The sequence below is a fragment of the Yersinia sp. 2542 StPb PI genome (assembly GCF_048593855.1).
GTDB lineage: Bacteria > Pseudomonadota > Gammaproteobacteria > Enterobacterales > Enterobacteriaceae > Yersinia > Yersinia enterocolitica_E.
Genome location: NZ_JAZGQA010000391.1, coordinates 1 through 1380 on the forward strand (window position 1 = coordinate 1; position 1380 = coordinate 1380).

Below are 1380 nucleotides of genomic sequence, written 5' to 3' on the forward strand. Positions count from 1 at the left end.
GGTTGCATATATCGCTATAACAAACGAGCAGTAGCTGTAATGCTAGCAGTATTATTAAGGATAATTTTATTACATCCATCATTTTTCCTACAATAAAAACATGGCAACGGTAAGTTGCCATGTGAAAAGCCTGATAAATATTAATATTACGCTGCGATACTTAGCCCGCTGTTGGCGCTATTGCTGTTCTGGCACTATCAATGGCCCCTTGTACTAAGGTGATTAGGGTTGGCCTTGCCAACGTAATAAATACGCCTGCCAATGCAATCACCATAACGTACTCAATAATAGAACCACGATTGTCTTTCAAAAACTCTTGAGTTTTAAGTTGAGTAACAACGTAACCTTTAGTGATTAAATCCATCATGTTAGTTTTCCTTTTAAATGATAAGGGAGTCTTCCCTATTTTTAAGATTTGAGATGTAAAGAGTCTACTTCTCGTTATTTAGCTACTATCCGATCCGACTCGATCCGAACCGACTCGATATAATCAGTCTCGCTGGTAGTGACAACTATTTAACTGTTTTTTTTGAACGTTGGCCTTTTTATTACCATCATTTAATCTTTTAAAATTACCCTCATCTTATTATTACTATCCGGAGTGCGGTTTATCCCCATTAAACAAGATGATAATAATTAGCGTTGTGAGAAATGAGAGCCAGCAGAAAGAGAAAAAGGCCAACAGAGAAATAAGTTTCTTCCAACGGTAACTGTGTAAAAAACTTTGTTGTGTCGCGACAGGGGATATTACGCCAGCCCCTGGCTTGAATGGTTGAGTTACTGGCGCAAGCTGCTCCTTATTAGATGCAGCAGTGATAAGGGGGTCTGGGTGCATTTGTTGTTCAGCTTCATCATTGATGACAATCTGACTAACAGAACCGGTATAGCGGACACCTTTACGTGGGATGGTATGAATAAGTGATTCTTTCAGCCCGACCTGAAGAAATGCTTTTCGCAACATATAGAGCTGCCCGTAGTAGCTACTTTCACTTACAGCTCCGCGTTGTTCTTTCCATACCTGATTAATAATCTGCTCTTTTTCTGTTACACCACTAAGTAGCAGTTGTAAAAACCTAAGATTATTTTCAGTTAATATTACCACCGAGCCGTCAGGACCATTTAAGCAACGTTGCGTAGGGGAAAATAGCACCGTTCCTTCTAATTTAAACATAATCTCATTTGTCTCCATACTGATGGTTACCTATCCTATATAAGACGTTATGTGTTCTTTCAGTAATTTAAGATTATTAAGAATGTCATGCTTTGTCTCTATTCTAATTCTCAATCTTCTTTAAAGGCTATTTGTATGTATTTTTGCATTTGATAATTATTATTAACAAGCGGTTTATTAATTTTGTTGTGGTGTTGTTTATTATGTTT

At 37.4% G+C, this 1380-nt stretch carries 2 protein-coding genes; both read right to left on the minus strand.

Annotated features, from left to right (window positions below; translation table 11 throughout):
• Window positions 1-160: 160 nt before the first annotated feature.
• Window positions 161-367 (minus strand): pilus assembly protein, encoded by a 207-nt coding sequence (locus V1952_RS21845; protein ID WP_420075548.1) that lies wholly within the window; start codon window positions 365-367, stop codon window positions 161-163.
• 225 nt (window positions 368-592) lie between these two features.
• Window positions 593-1189 carry a winged helix-turn-helix domain-containing protein gene (locus V1952_RS21850; RefSeq protein ID WP_420075549.1) on the minus strand — a complete coding sequence of 199 codons (597 nt, stop codon included), beginning with the start codon at window positions 1187-1189 and terminating at the stop codon, window positions 593-595.
• Between the last annotated feature and the right edge of the window lie 191 nt (window positions 1190-1380).